This is a genomic window from Gracilibacillus sp. YIM 98692 (assembly GCF_010993965.1).
Lineage (GTDB): Bacteria > Bacillota > Bacilli > Bacillales > Amphibacillaceae > Gracilibacillus.
On record NZ_WIXM01000033.1, the window covers coordinates 21479 to 37616 of the forward strand.

A 16138-nucleotide genomic window follows, 5' to 3' on the forward strand; every position below is an offset into this window, starting at 1 on the left:
TTAAAGCGGCATACTATAAATGTACCTCTTATATAAGTAAAGGAGGCTAGAAGTATGCCGAATTATCAAGATGAGCACAATATAGAGGACAATCCAAAGTATGAAAGCAACAAGGGTGATTCTAACCAATTTGTCTCAACTGATGAATTATATGCTTTGGATGAAGCTTATAGAAGAGAGGCTGAAACATCTCAGGAATTGAGTGCAGGGGAGTTCAACCAGCCTATAGAGTCAACAGAGCAAGAATCTGAAATGAAAAGTGATGTAAATACTGCTTTTGGTTGGGCTGGTTTAATACTTGCGATAGCTTCCTTCTTTATATGGCCATTAATTATGGCTATTGGTGGGATAATTCTTGGCTTTGTATCTAGAAGACAAGGAGCAGAAACTCTCGGTAACGCAGCAATAGTTGTTGCGATTATATCCTTGTTGATATCACTCATATTTATCCCGATGTTTTAACCAAAAAACCGCTAGCCGAAATGGCTAGCGGTTTTCTTCCTTATCAGTATATTTATAACGTTTTTTCGATGAAGTGAATTCGACGTAGATACTACGAAGATAGATAGGCGCTACTACGTCTCTGACTTCACCAAAGACTCATCAGTCGATGAGTTTCTTATACTTCTTGTGCTTCTTCTTTTTGCTTTTCTAAATATTCTCCAGCTATTTTGTCCACTTCTTTTTTTAGTTCTTCCACCATCGTTTCTTCTGGCACTTTTCGAATGATTTCACCATGACGGAATAACAACCCCTCACCACGAGCACCTGCTATACCTATATCAGCCTCTCTGGCTTCTCCTGGACCATTTACAGCACATCCTAAAACAGCTACTTTTATAGGTGCTTTAATGGTGGATATATAATCCTCGACTTCATTAGCAATTTTTATTAAATCAATTTCAATTCGTCCGCAAGTAGGGCAAGATATGAGTGTAGCAGCATTAGAAGCTAAACCATAAGATTTAAGGATTTCTTTAGCGACTTTGACTTCCTCAACAGGATCAGCGCTTAAAGAAATTCTCATTGTATTCCCAATACCTTTACTTAAAATAGCGCCCATACCGGCTGCACTTTTTATACTTCCAGCAAATAATGTACCTGACTCGGTAATTCCAAGGTGTAAAGGGTATGAAATGACTTCTGCTGCTTTTTCATACGCCTCTGTTGCAAGATGAACATCAGATGCTTTTAATGAAACAACAATATCGTAGAAATCTAAATCTTCCAATATTTTTATATGGTGTAACGCACTTTCGACCATACCATCTGCTGTAGGATACCCATATTTTTCTAAAATGTGTCTTTCTAAGGAACCTGCGTTAACTCCAATGCGAATAGGAATTTTCTTTGCTTTGGCAGCATTAACCACGGCTTCTACTCTTTCACGTTTTCCTATATTTCCAGGGTTAATTCGTATTTTGTCAGCTCCACCTTCAATTGCCTTTAGGGCAAGCTTGTAGTCAAAATGTATATCCACTACTAAAGGTATATTGATTCTTTTTTTAATCTCAGGAATGGCGTCAGCAGCACGTTCATTAGGACATGCAACACGAACGACTTGACAACCTGCTTCTTCCAAACGTTCTATTTCTTTTACAGTTGCTTCTACATCATGTGTTTTCGTTGTGGTCATGGATTGAATAACTACTTCATTTTTACCACCTACAACTACATTTCCAATTTTAACAGGTCGTGAATCCTTTCGATGTGTTAAAGCCATAACATAAATCGCTCCTTTAATCATCCTCCATACAATGATGGAAACTAAATTATTTCATCACCATGTCCCATTATAAAGGCTATACGAAAAAAAGAGAAGTAACAAACTTATTTATTTTATTGAAACTAATTTTATGTGCTTATCGTATGTTAATATAAAGAAAAAAACACCATAAAGAGGTGAAGTGATCCTATGGTTATGCCAGATTGGATGAGTTTTATCATAGTTGGATTAGCTACTTTATTTCTTTTAGGAGAAGTATTTGTTAATGTTAAAGGAATATTTGGTATTTTAGGTATAGGCTTTATCACTATTTATTTTGCAGCATGGCTTGTTGATCCAAGTATGTTTTTTATGATGATAATTCTATATATGGTGGGTCTTTTACTTATTATTATAGATGGTAAAGTGTTAAATGATGGTACCTTTGGGGTTATTGGTTTAGTTTGTATGGTTTTATCAGTTGGGATTACAGCACCTAATTGGGTTGCTGGTTTATACGCTGTGATTGGTATTTTTGTTGGTGGGATGTCTTCATTATTTTTCTTAAAAGTTTTCAAAAAAAGAGTCATGTGGACCAAAATTACGTTATTTGACCAATTAACTGATGAAAAAGGGTACTCTAGTATGAATAAATCTTATCATTATTTAGTTGGAAAAGAAGGCTCTACTATAACAGATATGCGGCCAATAGGAACGATACGTATTGGTGAACAAGAGTTTAGTGCCATCAGTCAAGGGAAATGGATATCGAAAGGTACAAATATCGTGATAACAGAAGTGGATGGTACGAAAATATTGATAAAAGAAAAGTAAGAAAAAGCTTATTCTTCTACAAGAGTAAGCTTTTTTTAATTTTTCAAAATTTTTTATTGAAAAAGGGGTACGAAATATAGTGTAAACTGTTATAATAAATTTGTTTGTTAAGATATTGTAAATTTTCGTTTTTATACTTTACAAATACTTAACATTAATTTAATAATAGACGAGGTGCAGAATTTGTCTTAGTTTGTCATTTTAATGATTCTGCCATTAGTGGAGACACTATCTTTTATAAAGCTTTAATATGAAGGGATGGAAATTCTTTGGAAGTTAATGTGCAACAAATGATATTTGAATTTATCGGTGGTTTAGGTATTTTCCTTCTTGGTATAAAGTATATGGGGGAAGGTCTACAGAAAACCGCAGGGGACAGGCTGCGTGACATTTTAGACAAGTTTACCAGCAACCCTTTTATGGGTGTGCTAGCCGGGATGATTGTAACTATACTCATCCAGACAAGTACCGGAACAACTGTATTAACCGTTGGTCTTGTAAACGCCGGATTTATGACTTTACGTCAGTCTATTGGGGTTATCATGGGTGCTAATATCGGGACGACCGCAACGGCATTTATAATTGGTATTGAGATAAAAGAATATGCACTGCCTATATTAGCAGTAGGTGCTTTGTTATTATTTTTCTTTAAAAGTAATAAAGTATCAAATATTGGTTTAACCATTTTTGGGTTTGGTTCATTATTCTTTGGTTTAGATTTGATGGGCTCTGGATTAAAACCGTTAAGAGAAGTTGAATTATTCCATGAATTAACCATAAGCATGTCTAATGTTCCTATTTTAGGTGTTGTTATTGGTACGGTATTCACTATCATTGTTCAAAGTTCCAGTGCAACCATTGGTATATTACAAAGCCTTATGACAGAAGGTGCTATTGAATTAAAGGCGGCACTCCCTGTGCTATTTGGGGATAATATTGGTACAACGATTACGGCAATTATTGCTTCGATCGGCGCAACAGTTGCAGCAAGACGTGCAGCGTTGACTCATGTTATTTTTAATTTAATGGGAACGATTATCGTTGTAAGTATTTTGGGTTTTTATACAACTTTTATTGCAAATTTGCAAGAATGGTTAGATTTAAACCCAGCGATGACTATTGCATTTGCACATGGTATATTTAATATAAGTAATACTGTTATACAATTTCCTTTTATTGGATTACTAGCGCTTATTGTAACAAAGATTATTCCTGGAGAAGATGATGTTGTTGAATATAAGCCGAAGCACTTAGATCCAATTTTTATTCAACAATCGCCGTCGGTTGCCTTGGATCAAGCGAAGGTAGAAGTAATTCGAATGGGAGAATATGCTTCCAAAGGATTGGAAGAGACAAGCTCTTATTTAAATAATAAACAAGCTAAACATGCCGATATGGCAGTTCAAATTGAAGGTGCTTTGAATAATTTAGATAAGGAAATTACCGCTTATTTAGTAGAATTATCAGGAAAGAATTTTTCTGATCTGGAAAGAAGTCATCATTCAGCGCTGATTAACTCCGTAAGAGATATTGAACGTATTGGAGACCATTTTGAAAATATTGTGGAATTGGTTAATTATAAAATGTCAAACAAAGTGGACATTACAGAACAAGGTATGATCGATTTAAATGAAATGTTTGACTTAACCATTATTACTGTAAGAGATTCAATTAAAGCTTTAGAAGAAATGGATAGGGAAAAGGCATTATCTGTTGTGCAAAAAGAAAATGAAATAGATAAAATGGAACGAGCTTATCGTAAAAAACATATTATTAGGTTAAATGAAGGTGCATGTACTGGAGCAGCAGGTATTGTATTTGCTGATATTATCAGCAACTTGGAGCGTATTGCTGATCATGCCGTAAATATTGCGGATGAAGTATTAGGAGAAAAGCATTAATTATTAGAATAAAATTAAATAACCAGTAGTGTTACAGATAAAACTACTGGTTATTTTTTATTATTCGGTATACTTTTTCCAAGTAAAAAAGAAAATGTCAAAAATATTAAGAAAAGTGTTGACGAAATTCTTGTCCTATGATAAATTATTAAATGTCGCTTCAGTAATCACATAATTAATATTCCACAGTAGCTCAGTGGTAGAGCAATCGGCTGTTAACCGATCGGTCGTAGGTTCGAATCCTACCTGTGGAGCCATAAGGCGGTGTAGCTCAGCTGGCTAGAGCGTACGGTTCATACCCGTGAGGTCGGGGGTTCGATCCCCTCCGCCGCTACCATATATATCAGATGAATATGGCGATCGTGGTGAAGTGGTTAACACATCGGATTGTGGTTCCGACATGCGTGGGTTCGATCCCCATCGATCGCCCCATAAAATAATAGGACCCTTAGCTCAGTTGGTTAGAGCTATCGGCTCATAACCGATCGGTCGCAGGTTCGAATCCTGCAGGGTCCACCATCGTATCACGGAGGAGTACCCAAGTCCGGCTGAAGGGAGCGGTCTTGAAAACCGCCAGGGGCTTCACGGCCCGCGGGGGTTCGAATCCCTCCTCCTCCGCCATACATAATAATCCGAAAAATAAAACGTAGGCTCGGTAGCTCAGTCGGTAGAGAAACCGTAAAACATCTATGAATTACACCTGTGTAGGTTTTGCGAGGAACGTAAGCTTCACCGAAAGACGTTCAACGTGACGAGCACAGGACATCTTCGAAATAACTTCAAAACATGACTAAATGCGATTTACTCAATAATTTCAACATAATAACTAGGCTCGGTAGCTCAGTCGGTAGAGCAACGGACTGAAAATCCGTGTGTCGGCGGTTCGATTCCGTCTCGAGCCATCTTTTAACAAGCTAAGTAAACAAGCTTGTTTTTTTATTGTTCTTTTTGAAAAAAATTCTCAGTAAAAGACAACATATATATTTTATGCTAAATATTTGCATTTTATTCTGACTATTTGATAACATTTTAAATGAATAGGGAAAAAACTTTTTAATTTAAAAATAGGAGGAATAAACATGGCAAACTTTACTTTACCAGATTTACCTTATGCATATGATGCATTAGAACCTCATATTGATAAGGAAACAATGAACATTCACCACACAAAGCACCATAATACTTATGTTACAAAACTGAACGCTGCATTAGAAGGTCATGATGATTTAGCTAATAAATCAATTGAAGATATTTTAGCAAACCTTGACGCAGTACCTGAAAATATTCGTACAGCTGTTAGAAACAATGGTGGCGGTCATGCTAACCATAGTTTATTCTGGACACTTTTATCACCAAACGGCGGCGGTGAGCCAACAGGTGAAATTGCTGACAAAATCAATGAAACATTTGGAAGCTTTGACAAGTTCAAAGAAGAATTTGCAGCTGCAGCAGCAGGTCGTTTCGGTTCAGGATGGGCTTGGTTAGTTGTGAATAATGGCAACATTGAAATTACTAGTACACCGAATCAAGATACTCCTATCTCAGAAGGAAAAACACCTATCTTAGGTTTAGATGTATGGGAGCACGCATATTACTTAAAATATCAAAACAAACGTCCAGACTACATAGCTGCATTCTGGAATGTAGTAGATTGGGATAAGGTGAACAGCCTATACAACGAAGCAAAATAAAATGTAGAAGATGCAGAGTTTTCCTCTGCATCTTTTTTGTTGCTGCACTTTTCTTATGTATATCTCCAATAAATCTAGATCAAAATAATATTTAGATGAGCGCTGACTTACATGGAGATGGTACAAATTAAAACAGAAAAGCAAAAAATTCCAATAAGTAAAGATTTAAAGTTACTATTAACAATTGGTGGATTATACGCATTAGCTACGTTTTTATCGAATACATTCGTGAATATTTTTTTGTGGAAGCAATCAGGTGAGTATGTGAATATAGCGGTTTATAATTTATTTATTTATATTCTACAACCGATTGCTTTTTTTATCGCTGGGAAGTGTGCGAAGAGAGTGGATCGTACTATTATTATCCGCTTAGGGGTCACCATCTTATCAGTATTTTATATAACAGTACTATTAGCGGGTGATAAATCATCACAGTTCCCTTATCTGTTAGGAAGCATTTTAGGAATAGGCTATGGCTTTTATTGGCTAGCATTTAATGTTTTAACCTTTGAGGTCACAGAACCAGAAACTCGTGATTTTTTTAATGGCATATTAGGAACTTTACAGTCCTTTGGTGGGATGATTGGGCCGTTTTTTGCTGGTTACATTATTACTAGGCTGGATAACTTCCAAGGTTATAGTTTAATCTTCTTTCTTTCGTTTGCTTTATTTATTGTAGCAGTCATTTGTTCGTTTTTTATGAATAAGAGAAAAGCTACTGGTCAATTTTTATTTAGAGAAATTTTTAAAGAAAGAAAGAGAAATTTAAATTGGAAAAGCATTTTATATGCCCATGTATTTGTTGGTATAAGAGAAGGTTTGTTTATCTTTGTTATAGCTATTTGGATATTTATTGCAACAAATAGTGAGTTTGCATTAGGGGGATTTAATTTAGTCTTTTCGCTTTGCTCACTAATTGGCTATTATGCAACATCCAAAATAGTTGGCAAAAATCTTCGAAAACGATCCATATTTTTCGGTGGGTTATTTTTATACATGGCTGTAGCCATCATCGTATTGCAAACCAACTATTATATGTTGTTGATGTACGGCGTTATTATCGGGTTTGCTTATCCAGTTTTTAATGTTCCATTTGTGTCTTTAACCTATGATGTTATAGGTAAATCAAAAGGTGCAAAAGAATTACGAATAGAATATATTATTATTCGTGAGTTGTTTATCAATATGGGCAGAGTAGCAGCGATCGTTATTTTTATTATTAGTGTTTTATTAGTGGATCCAGAATTTGCGATACCTGCATTATTACTTACACTAGGAGCGGGTAATTTTATAGCATTCTGGTTTGTCAAGCAAATTAAAGCGGTGTGACCTCCATTTAGAACGAATGGATGTTTCCTTGTATTCATGCTATAATGGTAATGACTGTGTAGTTAGAGGGGGAATATGAATGCAAGGGTCTTTTGTGAAAAAAAGAAAAAAACAAAAGAAAAAGAAACCGCAATTACCTGTTCGTTTAAATATATTATTTGTTTGTGTCTTTCTCATTTTTTCCTTATTGATTGTTCAACTTGGGGTAGTACAGATATTAAATGGAGAGGAAGCACAAAGACAGATTAATCAAACAGAGAATACACCCTCAGAAAAACCAGTGCCTAGGGGAAAGATGTACGATCGGAATCAAAATATATTATTGGATAACCTTGCTGTGAAATCAATTACTTATACTCCTCCGAAAAATGGAGAATCGGCGAATGCAAGACTGAACTTAGCAGAAGATTTGGCGCAATATGTGACCGTAATAAAAGATGAAGATGCGTTACAAAAAGAAATTAGGGAAAGAGATAAAAAAGAATATTGGTACTTGGAAAATCGAGAAATTATACAGGAACGTCTATCAGAAGAGGATAAAGAACTCGATAGCGGTGAACTGTATCAGAGAGAGCTTGAACTTATTACAGAAGAGGATTTAGAAAAAGTTGACTGGACTCCTGAGATTTTAAATGTTATTGCAATTAAAAAAGAGTTAGATCAAGCTTATGAGCTGTCACCGCATGTTATTGTTAATGAGGGTATTACAGATAAAGAATATGCTCAAGTTGCAGAGCATTTAAGTGATCTTCCTGGTATAGATGCTGTTAGCGACTGGGATCGAAAATATGTATATGAAGATGGTTCAGGGTATACTTTATTTAAGCCATTTTTGGGCCAAGTATCTGATTCCGAGGATGGTATTCCGCGAGAAGACAGCGATTTTTACTTAACACATGGATATACTTGGAATGATCGTGTTGGAACAAGTGGTTTAGAGCAGCAATATGAACATGTGTTAAGAGGCAGAAAAGAGAAGATTCAATACACGACAAATACTAATGGAAATGTCATTGATTCAGAAGTAGTCGTAGAAGGTCAAAGAGGAAAAGATCTTGTTTTAACCATAGATATGGAATTGCAAAAAGCAGTCGATCAAATTGTAGAAGAAGAGTTAAGAAATGCGATTGCATCACCAGTTAATAATAATGGTTATTTAGAAGATGCCTTAGCCATTATGATGGATCCGCAAACTGGCGAGATTTTCGCGATGTCTGGAATTCATTATGATAGAGAAGACAACGAGTATTTAAATCAAGGATATAGAACGATCTATGATGCTCATGCACCAGGTTCTGCGATTAAAGGGGCAACATTATTAGCTGGTTACCAAGAAGATGCAGTAAATATCGGAACAAGGATGAGTGATAGACCTATCGTAATAAGAGGTCAAGTAAAAAAATCACACCGGTTTTTAGGCGAAAGTATTTCAGATGTTTACGCTCTGCAAGAATCATCAAACGTGTATATGATGAAAATTGCCATAAGAATTGCTGGAGCTACTTATGATGATAGGGAAGATAGATTATACAATTTTGATTATAATGCCTTTGATACTTTACGTTATTATTATCATCAATTCGGGCTAGGTGTAGAAACTGGTATAGATCTCCCTTTTGAAGCAACTGGTGTTGTAGGACAAAATCCAGCTGCAGGTAATTTATTAGACTTTTCAATTGGTCAATATGACACCTATACAACATTACAGCTAGGACAGTATGTTTCCACTATTGCCAATGATGGCTATCGAATGAAGCCACATCTTTTAAAAGAAATTCGCGAACCTAGTTCAAATGGGTTAGGACCTGTAGTAGAAGCAAATGACCCAGAAATTCTCAATCGAATTGATATGGATGAGGAATATATTGACAGGGTAAAAACCGGTTTTAGAAGAGTGTTTACAAATGGTACAGCTAGTTATAGGTGGGATGATTTCCCATATGAAGTGGCAGGAAAGACAGGTACAGCTGAAAACCCACAATTCGAAAATGGTGTCGAAACCTATACCGAAAACCTATCATTAGTTGGTTACAGCCCTGCAGAAAATCCAGAAGTAGCTTTTGCGATTATTGTACCTAAAAATGGTACTGGATCTACACAACACCCTGTTCACCATGAAATCGGCAAAAGAATTATCGAAAAATATTATGAATTAAAAGAAGATACAAACGATGAGGAAGAATAAATTTTTTAAAAACGCAATCTATTCGGTTGCGTTTTTTTATTACATCAGATGCATTAATCTATAAACAATTTGTCATATTATATTGTAGAAGCTTCGAAAAAATCGTCGAATTTACACAATCTTAACATTTCCTTAACGACTACTTAATAGTAGTTCGTTATGATGTAATAGAAGCTTCATTAGACAAGCTTTTACAAAAATATTAGGGGGAAATGTATTATGAGTAAATGGAAGTTAATGACGTTGATAGCACTTATGTTATTAACAGTCGGAGTTCTTGCTGCATGTGGTAATGCAGAAGATGGAGAAGAAGAGACACAGAACGAGGCAAATGCAAATGAAACAGAAAATAACGAAGATGACAGCCAGGAAGAAGAAGGCAGTGAAGAAGAAGCTACAGTATCTGGTCCAGTTGTTATTGATGGTTCGTCAACAGTGTTACCCATTATGGAGTACTTAACTTATGAATATAACATGGAAAAGCCTGAAGTTGAAACTTCCTTAAATTCATCTGGATCTGGCGGTGGTTTCAAAAAATCAACAGTTGGAGAAATTGACTTAAGTAATGCATCCCGTCCAATTAAAGATGAGGAAAAAGCACAGGCTGAAGAAAACGGCATTGAATTACATGAAATTGAGCTGGCTTATGACGGTTTGTCTGTTGTAGTAAGTCAGGAAAATGATTTTGTTGAAAACTTAACGATTGAACAATTAAGAGAAATTTTCCTTGCAGATGGTTCTGCAACTAAATGGTCTGATCTTAATAGTGACTGGCCGGAAAAAGATATCGTAATTTACAGTCCTGGTCATGACTCAGGTACGTTTGATTATTTTAATGAAGTAATTCTTGAAGACAATCCTATGCGCGAAGGTGAAAATACTACTTTATCAGAAGATGACAACACATTAGTAACAGGTATTAAAAACAATCCTTATGCAATTGGCTACTTTGGCTATGCATACTATATAGAAAATGAGGATACTTTAAAAGTATTAGGAATAGATAATGGAGATGGCAACCCAGTTAAGCCAAATGGCGAAACTATTCAAGATGGAAGCTATTCACCGCTTTCAAGACCATTATTCACTTACGTAAACGTAGGGTATTTACAAGAAAAACCACAAGTCCATGATTTTGTAAAGTTTGCTATTAATAATGCTGGTGCAGCTGCAGAAGAAGTAGGTTATGTAGCTTTACCTGATGAAAAATACCAAGAACAGCTTGATACAATTAATGAACTAGCTGGAGAGTAATTTTATTGATTATTACTTTAGGGACAGGCTCACTTTTGGTGAGTGGTCTGTCCCATCATCTTTGCTTTAAGAAAAGGGGAAATATTCATGGTGAACAAACGAGATAATATAAGTTATTCCGTTCAAGACATGATTAAAAAAAATAAAAAAAATAAAGGTCTACACAATCTTGTAGAAAAATTAGTACCAATTTTTCTTTTTTTATGCGCAGGAGTTTCCGTAATAACAACAATTGGGATATTATTTACTTTACTGCGAGAATCCATATCATTCTTTCGTGAAATTTCTTTTGCAGATTTTTATTTGGGTACACATTGGTCACCATGGACTGATCATTTTGGTGTGGCACCGCTTATTGCTGGAACTCTACTTATTACATGTATTGCAATTTGTGTAGCTCTACCACTTGGGTTAGCTGCCGCTATCTATTTAAGTGAATATGCAAGTGAGAATGCTAGGAAAGTTATTAAGCCAATTTTAGAAATTTTAGCAGGTATACCAACAGTAGTTTACGGATTTTTTGCCTTAACATTTGTATCACCGATGTTACAATATATTTTTACAGATATGAGAATTTTTAATGCATTAAGTGCTGGTATCGTTGTCGGAATTATGATTATACCAATGATTGCATCCTTGTCAGAAGATGCGATGAATGCTGTACCGAATACCCTTCGTGACGGTGCATTAGGATTAGGTGCTACTCGATTTGAAGTAGCTACAAAAGTTGTTTTGCCGGCAGCATTTTCAGGAATTGTTGCATCTGTAGTACTTGCTACTTCTAGAGCAATAGGAGAAACGATGATTGTTACCATTGCTGCGGGTGCTACTCCAAACTTAACATTTAATCCGACTGAATCTATTCAAACCTTAACAGCCTTTATTGTACAGGGGGCTAAAGGAGATACCTCCTATCTATCGACTATCTACAAAAGTATTTATGCTGTAGGGATTACATTGTTTATCTTTACATTACTGATGAATATTTTATCACAGTATATTGCTAGAAGGTTTAAGGAGGATTACTAATGCATCAGAAAGTAGATTCATCGCTTATAAAACGAAAAGTAACGAAAAACAGGCTGTTTTATTTTATTTTCATCTTAGCAACACTTATTTCTTTATCGTTTTTAGTAATATTAATTTATCGAATATTAAGCCAAGGCATTGGCTATTTAAATATAGATTTTCTTCGTAATTTCCCTGCTCCTTACATTGATAAAGCTGGTATTTTCGCAGGATTAATGGGCTCAATATTTATGATCGCTATTACTGCGCCTGTTTCGATTATATTAGGGGTTTCTACTGCCTTATATCTAGAAGAATATGCGAAAGATAATAAATTCACTAGGTTTATTCAAGTAAACGTGCAAAATCTCGCAGGTGTACCATCTATTGTTTTCGGTTTATTAGGCTTAACCTTTTTTGTTTATATTATGGGGTTCGGATATACGTTAATTTCCGGTGCATTAACGATGAGTCTGCTCGTTTTACCTGTTATTGTAGTGGCATCTCAAGAAGCGATTCGTTCTGTGCCGCAGGAGTTAAGAGAAGCGTCCATTGGAATGGGAGCAACTAGATGGCAAACGATTTGGAGAATAGTCCTTCCAACATCTATTCCAGGGATTATTACTGGCTCCATACTTGCGCTATCTCGGGCTATTGGTGAAACTGCTCCATTAATCATAGTAGGTGCTGCAGCTGCAATTTATACTATACCGGATTCATTTTTGTCTAGATATACAGTAATGCCTATTCAAATTTACAGTTGGACTGCTAGACCGCAAGAAGAGTGGCAGTATGTAGCTGCTGCAGGAATTATTGTCCTTTTAATTATATTGCTATGTATGAACGCAATCGCTGTTTGGATACGTAACAAATTCCAAAAAAGATACTAATAAAGAGGGGTTATTATGACAACAAATAATGTTTTTAAAATAGAAGACTTTAACCTATGGTACGGATCTACACAAGCTTTATATCAAGTTGGCATGGAAATACCAAGAAATGAAATTACTGCTGTTATAGGTCCATCTGGTTGTGGTAAATCGACTTTATTAAAGACCTTAAACCGTATGATAGAAACAGTCCCTTCTGTTAGAACATCAGGGACCATTGAATATAACAATCAAGATATTTTCAGTAAGAAGCAATTAGTTGAAGAATTACGGACTCACGTAGGAATGGTCTTTCAAAAGCCAAATCCTTTTCCTAAATCTATTTATGAAAATGTAGTATATGGTCCGAAAATTCATGGAATAAAAAAGAAAAAAATATTAGATGATATAGTCGAGAAAAGTTTACGTGGTGCCGCCATTTGGGACGAGGTGAAAGATCGTTTGAGTCAAAATGCATATGGTTTATCTGGTGGACAACAGCAGCGTATTTGTATTGCTAGGTGTTTAGCTGTCGAACCAGATGTCATTTTAATGGATGAACCAACCTCTGCATTAGATCCAATTTCTACATTGAAAATTGAGGAATTAATTAAGGAATTAAAAAAAGATTATACGATTATTATTGTAACTCATAACATGCAACAAGCTGCTCGTATTTCAGACAAAACAGCTTTCATGCTAAATGGGGAATTAGTGGAGTTTTCAGATACAAATACTTTATTTTCAAATCCGAGTGATAAACGTACGGAAGATTATATTTCTGGTCGATTTGGATAAAAAAGATATATTTTATTAGGAAAGGAAGAATCAAATGGTAGGGAGAGAGCAATTTCAAGAAGAATTGAATCATGTTGAAGAAGTTATCATTGAAATGGCTGAAAAGACCATTGAACAATTAAATAACGCTGTTGATGCGCTATATAAAAGTAATGTAGAGAAGGCAGAGAAAGTAGTTAAAGATGATAAAGCTTTAGATCACTTAGATTTTCAAATTAATGAAGAATCTATCTTATTAATAGCTAGACAACAACCAGTGGCAACAGACTTACGCAGGTTGATTGTTGCTATTCGAATTTCGTCTGATTTAGAAAGAATGGCAGACAACGCTAAGAATATTGCGAAATCAACTATTCATTTAGGAGCAGATCACGGAATTCAAATTCATGCATCTATTGAAGAAATGAGACAGGTCGCCGTCAAAATGATTGAATTGGCAATAAAATCTTATAAAGGTGAGGATATAACACTTGCTAGGAAACTTGCTGAGCTTGACGATGTCTTAGATAATATGTATTCCACTATGCTGAGGGAATTATTGGAGGAAACAGCTACAAATCCTCAAAAAATACAACATATCATGCAAATGGCATTTAGTGGACGTTATGTAGAGCGTATAGGTGATCACACAACAAATATTGGAGAAGATGTGCTGTATTTAGTAAAGGGTGAATCAGCTGATTTAAATAACTAATGATAGAAGTAAGTCCTACATGAAGGTAATACCCTCTCTTTTGTATATCATGTTTTCTTATTTTAACTTGGATAAAAGTTCATCATGTCATTGTATAAAAAGTAGTTCATAAAATCTATGAACTACTTTTCTAATTGTATATTGCATTTTAAGGATTTGTTATAGCATTTGTAATTTCTTCAATTGACATTTGGTTATGTATTTCAAATGAACCTATTTGAATATGATGACTAAGTTCTTCGTTCTCCAAATATTCTATCAAACGGTTTTCATTTGATATAACTTCTTTTTCTACAAGCTTTGAAGCAACATCAGATACACTCATCCCTCGATCAATAGAAATGTTATAATATACAAGTTTTGGAGCATGATTTTCTTCGTTATCATTTTCTTCTGTTGCTTCATTTTTGGCTTTATTTACATGCTCGGTTAACTTTTGTTCCATATCTTCTGAGTAAATAAAATAACCACTATCCTCTAAATTATCTAACATATCTTCTTCACTAAGTAAATTTGATTTATCTACTGATTTTTCTTCCGTTAAATAAAAGAATACACCTATAATTAATGTAGCTGTTAATAGTCCGATTGCAAATGATCTGATAATTGGTTTCATGTATATTCCTCATCTTTCAATAATTGTTTTGACATCATATTCGTTTAATTTTAATTTCTTCGCAATAGTTTTGGAATCAAAACCTTGATCATATAAATGCTTTATTTTCTTTATTAATGGAGTATCTTTCATATTGTCAGATAACTCACTGGAAAGAAGCGGTTGTTCATCTATTAGTAATTCTTCCTCTATGACTTTCATTTTCTTTTTTAACTGGTAAGTTTCTTGCAAAGATGAAATTGTTAGCTGCTCCATGTTTTCTTCCAATTGCTTGAATTTATCATTCATAAAAAAAGATAATATCCATAAAGTAATTCCTGTAATTATTAGCGTAATAAAAATATAATACATCTTTACCCTCCTGCGAAATTTCATATTCTATTAATAGTTATATCATATCGGAAGTATCAAGAGAAGTTATACTTGAAATTGTATGAATAGTTTGCTATTATATCATGGTAATGATTCGATGAAATGAGATGTATGATTTAGTTTGGAGGGAAGACCATGCGTGTAAACATTACTTTAGCTTGTACTGAAACAGGTGACCGTAACTATATTACAACTAAAAATAAACGTAAACATCCTGAACGTTTGGAGCTTAAGAAATATAGCCCACGTTTAAAAAAGTATACGTTACACCGTGAAACAAAATAATGTAAAGAGCTCTTACCTATATCTATATGGGTAAGAGTTTTTTCGTTAGACCCTTTTTGTTTACTACACAGTAGAACCAAACAGCGACATAGTGAATATTCTCATCAGCACGACTTTTTTATTTCGTTCAAAGATGAGTGCTAGTCCTGCGCTGCGAAAAAACGCTCCCTTTCCGGGGGCACGGCTTCAGCTTCCTCGGCAGAAACCCACTGCCTGCGGGATCTTCAGCTCGCGCTGTTCCCCCAGGAGTGTCGCATTTTTTCACAGCTTTTTGTGGTTTTCTATTCGAGTGAGAAGAGCTCCATGGAACACTGATTTCACAAGATTTATTCTTTCAAAAATTAGAACCTCACTAATAGCGTAGGCAAGATACGTAGACTCCGAGGTATAGAAATCTTGGCTTTTCGCCCAAAATGGCGAAAGCCTTAGATTTCTTATACTATGTACCATTTATTTTATAAGTCCATAGTGAAACAACACGTGTCCGAAGACCCCGCAGCGAGGGACGAGCGAGGAGGCTGAGGCCGTGTCGCGTGCCTAGCAAGCCGTTCATTGCTAATTGGTGAAAGTCCAATCCAAGTAAGTGCCAAGACGCTT

Annotated in this window: 15 protein-coding genes and 6 tRNA genes; 18 read left to right on the forward strand and 3 right to left on the reverse strand. The window is 35.2% G+C overall.

From position 1 onward, the window contains the following. Positions 1-54 precede the first annotated feature (54 nt). Positions 55-462 (forward strand): DUF4190 domain-containing protein, encoded by a 408-nt coding sequence (locus GHD00_RS18105; protein WP_163539615.1) that lies wholly within the window; start codon positions 55-57, stop codon positions 460-462. A 157-nt stretch (positions 463-619) separates the two neighbouring features. Here GHD00_RS18105 and ispG read toward each other — a convergent pair whose 3' ends face one another. After that, positions 620-1723, reverse strand: a complete 1104-nt coding sequence (ispG, locus tag GHD00_RS18110; protein WP_163539616.1) for a flavodoxin-dependent (E)-4-hydroxy-3-methylbut-2-enyl-diphosphate synthase — start codon at positions 1721-1723, stop codon at positions 620-622. 198 nt (positions 1724-1921) lie between these two features. On the opposite strand from ispG, the gene GHD00_RS18115 reads away from it, so the two are divergent. The 16 genes from GHD00_RS18115 (at position 1922) to phoU (ending at position 14268) form a co-directional block, all read left to right on the forward strand. Next, entirely contained in the window at positions 1922-2539 is a 618-nt protein-coding gene (locus GHD00_RS18115) for an NfeD family protein (RefSeq protein WP_346427672.1), read from the forward strand. Positions 2540-2808: 269 nt separating this feature from the next. Then, entirely contained in the window at positions 2809-4440 is a 1632-nt protein-coding gene (locus GHD00_RS18120) for a Na/Pi cotransporter family protein (protein ID WP_163539618.1), read from the forward strand. Between the two features lie 182 nt (positions 4441-4622). Next, positions 4623-4697: transfer RNA gene (locus tag GHD00_RS18125), tRNA-Asn, on the forward strand. A 3-nt stretch (positions 4698-4700) separates the two neighbouring features. Then, positions 4701-4777: transfer RNA gene (locus tag GHD00_RS18130), tRNA-Met, on the forward strand. Positions 4778-4796: 19 nt separating this feature from the next. After that, positions 4797-4872 (forward strand) — tRNA-His (locus GHD00_RS18135). A gap of 10 nt (positions 4873-4882) precedes the next feature. Further along, a tRNA-Ile gene (locus GHD00_RS18140) sits at positions 4883-4959 on the forward strand. A 9-nt stretch (positions 4960-4968) separates the two neighbouring features. Further along, a tRNA-Ser gene (locus GHD00_RS18145) sits at positions 4969-5061 on the forward strand. Between the two features lie 208 nt (positions 5062-5269). Beyond that, positions 5270-5342 (forward strand) — tRNA-Phe (locus tag GHD00_RS18150). Between the two features lie 177 nt (positions 5343-5519). Then, positions 5520-6131 (forward strand): superoxide dismutase SodA, encoded by a 612-nt coding sequence (gene sodA, locus GHD00_RS18155; RefSeq protein ID WP_163539619.1) that lies wholly within the window; start codon positions 5520-5522, stop codon positions 6129-6131. 111 nt (positions 6132-6242) lie between these two features. Continuing rightward, a complete protein-coding gene (locus tag GHD00_RS18160) occupies positions 6243-7460 on the forward strand; it encodes an MFS transporter (protein ID WP_240468750.1) in 1218 nt (405 codons plus the stop codon). Between the two features lie 79 nt (positions 7461-7539). After that, positions 7540-9645 (forward strand): peptidoglycan D,D-transpeptidase FtsI family protein, encoded by a 2106-nt coding sequence (locus GHD00_RS18165; RefSeq protein ID WP_163539620.1) that lies wholly within the window; start codon positions 7540-7542, stop codon positions 9643-9645. A 219-nt stretch (positions 9646-9864) separates the two neighbouring features. Next, a complete protein-coding gene (locus GHD00_RS18170; protein WP_163539621.1) occupies positions 9865-10899 on the forward strand; it encodes a PstS family phosphate ABC transporter substrate-binding protein in 1035 nt (344 codons plus the stop codon). 87 nt (positions 10900-10986) lie between these two features. Next, positions 10987-11928, forward strand: coding sequence for a phosphate ABC transporter permease subunit PstC (gene pstC / locus GHD00_RS18175; RefSeq protein ID WP_163539622.1), 942 nt, complete (start codon positions 10987-10989; stop codon positions 11926-11928). Continuing rightward, positions 11928-12797, forward strand: coding sequence for a phosphate ABC transporter permease PstA (gene pstA, locus GHD00_RS18180; RefSeq protein ID WP_163539623.1), 870 nt, complete (start codon positions 11928-11930; stop codon positions 12795-12797). Before pstC ends, pstA begins: the two co-directional genes overlap by 1 nt. Before the next feature lie 15 nt (positions 12798-12812). Next, entirely contained in the window at positions 12813-13574 is a 762-nt protein-coding gene (gene pstB, locus GHD00_RS18185) for a phosphate ABC transporter ATP-binding protein PstB (RefSeq protein ID WP_163539624.1), read from the forward strand. A gap of 34 nt (positions 13575-13608) precedes the next feature. Then, complete coding sequence (gene phoU, locus GHD00_RS18190) at positions 13609-14268, forward strand: phosphate signaling complex protein PhoU (RefSeq protein WP_163539625.1); 660 nt, start codon at positions 13609-13611, stop codon at positions 14266-14268. Between the two features lie 148 nt (positions 14269-14416). Here phoU and GHD00_RS18195 read toward each other — a convergent pair whose 3' ends face one another. Together GHD00_RS18195 and GHD00_RS18200 are read right to left on the reverse strand one after the other, a co-directional pair. After that, positions 14417-14884 carry an endolytic transglycosylase MltG gene (locus GHD00_RS18195; RefSeq protein ID WP_163539626.1) on the reverse strand — a complete coding sequence of 156 codons (468 nt, stop codon included), beginning with the start codon at positions 14882-14884 and terminating at the stop codon, positions 14417-14419. A 9-nt stretch (positions 14885-14893) separates the two neighbouring features. Next, positions 14894-15172 carry a hypothetical protein gene (locus GHD00_RS18200; RefSeq protein WP_240468751.1) on the reverse strand — a complete coding sequence of 93 codons (279 nt, stop codon included), beginning with the start codon at positions 15170-15172 and terminating at the stop codon, positions 14894-14896. 219 nt (positions 15173-15391) lie between these two features. Here GHD00_RS18200 and rpmG point away from each other — a divergent pair, with 219 nt between their 5' ends. After that, positions 15392-15541, forward strand: a complete 150-nt coding sequence (gene rpmG / locus GHD00_RS18205; protein ID WP_163539628.1) for a 50S ribosomal protein L33 — start codon at positions 15392-15394, stop codon at positions 15539-15541. Positions 15542-16138: the final 597 nt, after the last annotated feature.